The following is a 7,899-nucleotide window of genomic DNA, read 5'->3' as shown; positions in this document are numbered from 1 at the left end:
TTTTTATTTATTAAATAGTGTATTTTTAAATTCGAGGGAGAAGACTAAATAGCTCAAAACAATTGATATCCTTGGGTGATATGAGTTGACTTTTTCTTAACTTCTTGAATTTTATACGTAATGATAGTCTTTTTATTGAGACCTTTTTCTTTATCTACTTTACATCATTTCGAAATATGACCAATAAGCCAGGGCATTCCCTTTAATGCTTTTGGAGGAAGAGTATCTCATCTTCCTTATTATTGGGGATAATAAAGTGATAATGTAGAGTGTTATTTGTCAATATTATATTGATTTCGTATAGGTCATAGGGGGGATCTTATGGGAAAATTAAATATTATGGTTGTCTTTGGGACAAGACCAGAGGCAATTAAGATGGCGCCATTAATTCTTGAGTTGAAAAAACATCAAGAAACCATTAATACTATTACAGTAGTCACAGCTCAACACCGTCAAATGCTTGACCAAGTTTTGGAGACTTTTGAGATAGTTCCTGATTATGATTTGGATATCATGGGAAAAAACCAATCACTTCAGGAAATTACTTCTAAAATTTTGGCAAATTTTGATCCAGTTGTTAAGAAGGAACAACCTGATTTGGTTTTGGTTCATGGTGATACAACAACAACATTTGCTGCTGGCTTGGTTGCATTTTACAATAAAGTAAGTATCGGTCACGTTGAGGCTGGGCTTAGAACTTATGATAAATATTCACCATATCCAGAGGAAATGAATCGTCAGATGACTGACAGCCTTTCTGATTTGTATTTTGCACCTACTCAAGAAAGTAAAGCAAACTTATTGTCGGAAAATCATAAAAAAGAGGCAATTTATGTCACTGGTAACACAGCGATTGATGCCTTAAAGCTTACAGTTAAAGATAATTATTATCATGAAGTTCTCGATAAAATCGATGAGAATAAAAAAATTATCTTAGTAACAATGCACCGAAGAGAGAATCAAGGTGAGCCAATGCGTCGAGTATTTAAAACTCTTCGTCATATGGTAGATGAGCATTCTGAAATTGAAGTGGTTTACCCTGTTCATTTGAGCCCTTCTGTACAAGCTGCAGCAAAGGAAATTTTAGGTGACCATGATAGAATTCATCTTATCGCACCTTTAGATGTCTTTGATTTTCATAATTTAGCTTCTAGAAGTTACTTTATTATGTCGGATTCTGGTGGTGTTCAAGAAGAAGCTCCATCACTTGGAAAACCTGTTTTAGTATTACGAGATACAACAGAGCGTCCAGAAGGTGTTAAAGCAGGAACATTGAAACTTGTCGGAACTGATCCAGACAAGGTGAAAGAAGCAATGACTTCACTTTTAACTGAAGAAGCTCTTTATAAAGAAATGTCTGAAGCTCCTAATCCTTATGGTGATGGTAAAGCATCTGAGAGAATTGTTCAAGCGATTAAAGTGTACTTTAATTTGGAAGATTCTGTATCAGAGTTTCACGAAGGAGGAAATTGAGTGTGAAAAGAGATAAAAAAATCTGGTATTGGATTTTATGTTTGATTTTCTTTGAAGCATTACTATTTCTCTACTGTAATCAAGTCAATCCTAATTTATTCATGTTTGAAGCTTTCTTTCTGTTTTTAGGTATTGCTGCAGTATGTTTCTTAACAGAGATTCTGATTACTTGGCTAATCATTTTAAGTTTTGCTTTAAGTATCTTTGTATTGGTTAGTGGTGTTGTCTATCTTCCACTGAATGATACATTAGTTCTTATATTCAGTTTTCCTTTGTTAATGGGGATACTTTCAAAGATTAAGTATTCCTTCTATAAATTTATTTCATCTGTTCAGATTGAAGAAGTCAAGGCTAGTAACGCTTATCGTGATTTATTAGAGGATAAAAAACCTGTTCAAGCACTTTTGATACATTGGTCTCATGAAGAACAATTCTTTGAATTGAGTCCTCGTGAATATAACCATTTGCTTACTAGTATCTATCATCAGATTTCAGATAAGCTGGATCGCTTTGAGCAAGTCTTTTATGTTTCTGAGGGGAGCTACTTAATCCTCTCAAAAAATGAATCTAGAAACTTAGAAAAGATTTATAAAACTAGTCTTGAAGAACATCTAAAAGAAATGACATTCACTAGGGGAAGTAGTTATCAAGGTATTCAATTTCAATCAGGTTTTCTTGTCATTGATAAAAAGAATTCCAAAAAAATTGATAACTATAGTGAATTAATGAGTAATTTAAACCGTCAGTTAGAAACGGATATTATTGTTGAGTATTAGGGGGAAGTTATGACTATCACAAACTTGTTTTTTGTATTTGCTTTATGTATTAGCCTTATTTTTGCGATTGCTTTCATTGTTTTGTTTACTGTTTATACAGTAGTATATGAACGTGTTTCTCATAATTTCAAGGCGGTGAAACATGGTTAGTCAGTTTTTAATGATTTTCACCCTAATATCCATCTGGATTTCCTTAATTTGGGGTGTTGTTATTCTGGTATCAGCTGTTCATTTTTGGTTGAAACATAGTGATTTTAAGGTTGATAAGGAGGAACTTCCTTATTATCCTAAGGTTACGATTGTAGTTCCAGCCCATAATGAAGATGTTGTTATCTCTCAAACGGCTAAAGCTATCTTGAATATGAATTATCCTCATGACAAGGTTGAGCTACTTTTGTTTGCGGATAACTGTTCAGATAATACTTACCAAGAGTGTTTAGCTGTTCAAGCCTTGCCAGAGTATGCTGGACGTAATATTACCATTATTAATCGTAAGGGTACTGGTGGTAAAGCAGGTGTTCTGAACGATGCCCTTAAAATGGCTGATGGAGAATATATCTGTATTTATGATGCGGATGCCATGCCTGAAACTAATGCACTTTACTTCTTAGTTAAAGAAGTGATGAAGGATCCAGAACGAAGAGTGGCGTCCTTTGGCCGTAATAAAACAAGAAATGCAAAACAAAATTTCTTAACACGTTGTATCAATCAAGAGATTGTTGTCACGCAACGTGTTCACCACGTTGGAATGTGGCATTTATTTAAAATTGGTCGTATTCCAGGAACGAACTTCATTATTCAAACTGAATTCGTTAAAAGTATTGGTGGTTGGCGAAATGGTGCCTTGACCGAAGATACCGATATTTCCTTCAAGATTATGCAAAGTGGTAAATTAATTGCCCTGGCATATAATTCTGAAGCCTTCCAACAAGAACCTGAAACGCTTAAAAGTTATTATATGCAACGTAAGCGTTGGGCAAAAGGTAATTACGAAGTTGTTATCTCGAATTTTAAACATTTGTTCGGTAAAGGAAATTGGCGTGTAAAACTAGAAGTAGCGAATTACTCTTGTATTTTCTTCTGGTTTAATGGTGCAATTGTCTTATCTGATTTAATCTTCTTTGCTAATGTCTTAGCCATTGTTTTACATATCTTTTTCCCAACCGTGCAGATTCCGTTTGCCTTTGATGCAAGTAATATTTACATTGCTCAATTAATGTTGTTTAACTGGCTCTTGATGATTGGATTATATTTATTGCAAATCAATGTTGCCCTAGCTTCACAATTTGGACAAGCAACCAGCAAACAAATTTGGTTAGCGATTCTCTCTTATTTTAGTTACGCACAGTTATTCATTATTGTTTCTTTAGATTCGTTGTGGTCTATTATCATGGATAAAATTCTTCATCGTGAAGGAACAACATGGGTTAAAACTAAGCGTTTTGCAGAATAGGAGTATGTATGAAAACAAAATATTTTAAATATTTATGGTTTGTAGTTATCCTTGGCTTATTTGTTTTTTCAATGTTTACCATAAGAATGAAAACGAAAACTGATATTCAAGATAGAATTTATCAAAAATGGGAAAAACACTTCGTAGTCAAAAAAGGCAACGAAGCATATGTCAAAACTACTAATGACAAAGACAAAGATGTTGTTCTTTCCGAGTCACAAAGTTACGGAATGCTAATCACCGTGCGAGCAGCTAAGAAAGGTTTAGCTAATCAAAAAGATTTTGAAAGACTCTACAAGTATTATTTGTCACATCGTATTGAAGGCAATCAATTGATGTCTTGGGAACAAATTGTTCAAAAAAGTGCTAAAAATGTTGATGATCACAATGCAACTGACGGGGACCTTTATATTGCCTATGCCTTGATTGAAGCCTCAAAACAATGGCCAAGCCATAAAGATGAGTATCAAACACAGGCCAAGGCCCTCTTGCAGGATATTCTCAAGTATAACTATAATGAAAATATTGGAATTTTGACTGTTGGGAACTGGGCGAACAAAGATTCCAAATATTATAATCTTATGAGAACTTCAGATACTGTACCTAAGCAGTTCCAAGCTTTTTATGAAGTTACAAAAGATAAAAAATGGTTGGATATTAATAACAAGATGTTAAGTAGTCTTGAAACGATTAGTTCTAAAACTAAGACTGGATTAATTCCAGACTTTATCTGGGTGGATGAATCAGGGGCTCGTGTGGTTAAGCCTTACACCATCTCAAATCAGTTTGATTCAACGTATTCTTATAATGCTTGTCGTCTTCCATACAATCTTACTCAGAGTAACGATGAAAAGAGTCAGAAAGTCCTTAATAAGATGTTGGATTTCTTTATGACTCAGAAAAATGTCTTTTCAAATTACAATTTGTCTGGTAAGTTTTTAGACGACCACCAAGCTGCAAGTTTTAAAGCACCAATTGCTTTTGCGGCTGAGAAGGATCAAAAGTACTTGAAATTAGTTCAGCAGAATAAGATTGTCTTTATGCAGGATCTTCCTGTTAAGAATTATTATGATTCTGCGATTATTACTTTAGTAGCCATGGAATTCTTCTAAGTAATAGTTAACTAATGACTCAAAATCTTCCCTAAACCTGTTATTTGGAAACAGTAGCTTAGGGAAGATTTTTTCTTATGACTAATGATTGAAAATAAATTAAATTTCAATCTCGAATGAACACGGAAAATCTCATTTTGAAAGATTCTTAAGTTGGTTAACAATGGCTCTTAATGGTGAAAACTAATAAAGAAATCAAATGTAAAAAGTCGTATTTTTAATGATTCTTCTTATGTTTTATGTAAGTCTTCTATGATATAATAGTTTGATGACTATTTTAAATGATATGGTTCCTCTAGCGAGCCACTTGGTTTTTATTGGTTTAACTTATCAGATGGTGAATACGCTTTTTGATTGGGAAAAAATAACCAAAAATGTTATTGTTAACACTGGAAAATTGAGATTATTCTTGCTTTTTATTAGTATTGCCATTGGTTTTCTAGTAAGTTCATTCTTTATATATGTTTTAACGCTATGTCAATCGTTAGCAAGCTTGATTTCTTAAATTAGTGTTTTTAAAAGACTTTTGATATAATACAAAAAGATGAAAATGACCCTTGAAAGGAATCCTTATGGATAAAATTATTGTGCAGGGTGGCAACACTCGATTAAGTGGTGAGGTTGTCATTGAAGGTGCTAAAAACGCTGTCCTACCCTTGTTGGCAGCGACTATCTTGGCCTCGGAAGGTCAAACAACCTTAACTAATGTTCCAATCTTGTCAGATGTTTACACGATGAATAATGTTGTTCGTGGTTTAGATATTGCTGTAGACTTTGACGAGGAAAACAATACCGTTGTCGTTGATGCTAGTGGAGAAATTCTCGATCAGGCGCCATATGAGTATGTGAGCAAGATGCGTGCGTCTATCGTAGTACTTGGACCAATTCTTGCCCGCAATGGCCACGCGAAGGTTTCAATGCCTGGTGGTTGTACGATTGGTAGCCGTCCGATTGACCTCCACCTCAAAGGTTTAGAAGCAATGGGTGCTAAAATTACCCAAGTTGGTGGTGACATCACTGCGACAGCAGAAAAACTAAAAGGTGCAACTATTTATATGGACTTTCCATCTGTCGGTGCCACTCAAAACCTTATGATGGCAGCCACTTTGGCTGATGGAGTTACAACCATTGAAAATGCTGCGCGTGAACCAGAAATCGTTGACTTGGCCCTTCTTCTTAACGAGATGGGAGCAGATGTCAAAGGTGCTGGAACTGAATCACTCGTGATTAAAGGTGTTAAAGCTCTCCATGGTACTAAACATGCAGTTGTTCAGGACCGTATTGAAGCAGGTACCTTTATGGTAGCAGCAGCCATGACTTCTGGTGATGTCCTTATCAAAGATGCTATTTGGGAACATAACCGTCCTTTGATTTCAAAATTATTGGAAATGGGTGTCTATGTTAAGGAAGAAGACGGTGGTATTCGTGTTAAATCTGATGTTTCACAATTGAAACCAGTAACCGTTAAAACTCTACCTCACCCAGGTTTCCCAACTGACATGCAAGCTCAATTTACAGCACTTATGGCAGTGGTAAACGGGGAATCAACCATGATTGAAACAGTCTTTGAGAATCGCTTCCAACACTTAGAAGAAATGCGTCGTATGGGACTTCATTCAGAAATCCTTCGTGATACGGCTATGATTCACGGTGGTTTGCCACTTCAAGGTGCTCAAGTTATGTCTACTGACCTTCGAGCTTCGGCAGCACTAATTCTTACAGGGATGGTGGCTGAAGGAACAACTACTGTTGGTAAGTTGACACACTTGGATCGTGGTTACTATCAATTCCATGAGAAACTAGCTAAACTAGGAGCAAATATTTCACGTGTAAGTGAGGCTTAGTATGGAAACTGTTAAAGGCTATGTTTTTCGTCAATTATTACTTGTTTTGAGTGTGTGTGTGATTGGCCTTGCTTTTCTAGCAATCGGATTGATGATTGGCTATGCTGTTTTAGGAGAGGGCAAGGATCCTATAAGCATCTTAAAACCAGAAACCTGGCAGGCAATTGTTGCTAAATTTACAGGAAAATAAAAGGGAGTGGGAAGTAATCCCGCTCCTTTAGTCATGACATTCATATAAAAGAAAGAGAACAATGGCAAAAAGAAAGACATCTTTAACAAATAAACAGAAACGTCAGCTAGTCTCGTTACTAATAGCGGTCTTGATTGCAGTTTTAGGTTACATTGGGACGAGCAATAAGCTATCGCCTAATAATCCAATCAAGCAGGTAGCTAGTCTAGTCTCGGGAAAATCCAATAACTCCGTTAAATCAAACGGTTCAACAAATGGAAAGGCTACGCCACAAGAGCAGCTTGCTGAGTCAGTGATGACTAGCTCCGTCAAGAGTCAACTAGGAAACTCCATTGAATGGAATGGGGCAGGGGCTTATATTGTTAATGGTAATAAGACTAATCTAAATGCTAAGGTTTCTAGCCAACCCTATGCCAATAACCAAGTCAAAACGGTTCAAGGACAAACGGTTCCTACAGTTGCGAATGCCTTATTAAGTAAAGCAACCAGACAGTACAAAAATCGTCAAGAAACAGGGAATGGCTCAACCTCTTGGACACCTGCGGGATGGCATCAAGTTCACAATCTTTCAGGAGAGTATAGCCATGCCGTAGATAGAGGTCATTTGTTGGGCTATGCACTTGTAGGTGGTCTCAAAGGATTTGATGCCTCGACTTCAAATCCAGAAAATATTGCCGTTCAAACTGCTTGGGCTAACCAAGCTAATAGCGAAAGTTCTACAGGACAAAACTATTATGAAAGTCTGGTACGAAAAGCTCAGGATAAAAATAAACGTGTCCGTTACCGTGTTACCCTCATTTATGAAGGAGATAACCTCATTCCATCAGGATCACACCTTGAAGCCAAGTCAGCTGATGGCTCACTTGAGTTCAATGTCTTTGTTCCAAATGTACAAGAAGGGATTACCCTAGATTATTATTCAGGAAAAGTAACGGTGAATTAAAGCAACAAACGACTCGGATTGGAGTCGTTTTTAGTATCCAGAAAACAAAAACCCACCCTCAGGTGAGTTTTTTGTTTTATTCACTAGCTTGCTCCCATTGTTTAGAGA

General features: G+C 36.1%; 8 protein-coding genes. All 8 read left to right on the top strand.

Annotated elements, in window-relative coordinates; translation table 11 throughout:
- Positions 1–321 precede the first annotated feature (321 nt).
- The 8 genes from wecB to HMPREF2637_RS02820 all read left to right on the top strand — a co-directional run bounded on the left by wecB (position 322) and on the right by HMPREF2637_RS02820 (position 7,791).
- Positions 322–1,473 carry a non-hydrolyzing UDP-N-acetylglucosamine 2-epimerase gene (gene wecB, locus HMPREF2637_RS02850; RefSeq protein ID WP_004182621.1) on the top strand — a complete coding sequence of 384 codons (1,152 nt, stop codon included), beginning with the start codon at positions 322–324 and terminating at the stop codon, positions 1,471–1,473.
- Between the two features lie 2 nt (positions 1,474–1,475).
- Complete coding sequence (locus HMPREF2637_RS02845) at positions 1,476–2,249, top strand: hypothetical protein (RefSeq protein WP_064525322.1); 774 nt, start codon at positions 1,476–1,478, stop codon at positions 2,247–2,249.
- Positions 2,250–2,391: 142 nt separating this feature from the next.
- Positions 2,392–3,702 carry a glycosyltransferase family 2 protein gene (locus HMPREF2637_RS02840; protein ID WP_004182618.1) on the top strand — a complete coding sequence of 437 codons (1,311 nt, stop codon included), beginning with the start codon at positions 2,392–2,394 and terminating at the stop codon, positions 3,700–3,702.
- An 8-nt stretch (positions 3,703–3,710) separates the two neighbouring features.
- Positions 3,711–4,814: a family 8 glycosyl hydrolase gene (locus tag HMPREF2637_RS02835; protein ID WP_004182617.1), complete on the top strand. Its 1,104-nt coding sequence runs from the start codon at positions 3,711–3,713 to the stop codon at positions 4,812–4,814.
- Between the two features lie 268 nt (positions 4,815–5,082).
- The gene (locus HMPREF2637_RS10740; RefSeq protein ID WP_073686532.1) at positions 5,083–5,319 is read left to right on the top strand and encodes a DUF1146 family protein; all 237 of its coding nucleotides are present in this window, start codon (positions 5,083–5,085) and stop codon (positions 5,317–5,319) included.
- Between the two features lie 67 nt (positions 5,320–5,386).
- Positions 5,387–6,658, top strand: a complete 1,272-nt coding sequence (gene murA / locus HMPREF2637_RS02830) for a UDP-N-acetylglucosamine 1-carboxyvinyltransferase (protein WP_064525319.1) — start codon at positions 5,387–5,389, stop codon at positions 6,656–6,658.
- 1 nt (position 6,659) lies between these two features.
- Positions 6,660–6,848, top strand: a complete 189-nt coding sequence (locus tag HMPREF2637_RS02825) for a DNA-directed RNA polymerase subunit beta (RefSeq protein WP_070839024.1) — start codon at positions 6,660–6,662, stop codon at positions 6,846–6,848.
- Between the two features lie 61 nt (positions 6,849–6,909).
- Positions 6,910–7,791 carry a DNA/RNA non-specific endonuclease gene (locus HMPREF2637_RS02820; RefSeq protein WP_060972710.1) on the top strand — a complete coding sequence of 294 codons (882 nt, stop codon included), beginning with the start codon at positions 6,910–6,912 and terminating at the stop codon, positions 7,789–7,791.
- Positions 7,792–7,899 lie beyond the last annotated feature (108 nt).

It is taken from the genome of Streptococcus sp. HMSC065H07, assembly GCF_001837325.1.
GTDB lineage: Bacteria > Bacillota > Bacilli > Lactobacillales > Streptococcaceae > Streptococcus > Streptococcus salivarius_H.
The sequence above is the reverse complement of the archived record's forward strand: the minus strand, read 5'-3'. Positions and strand labels throughout refer to the sequence as shown.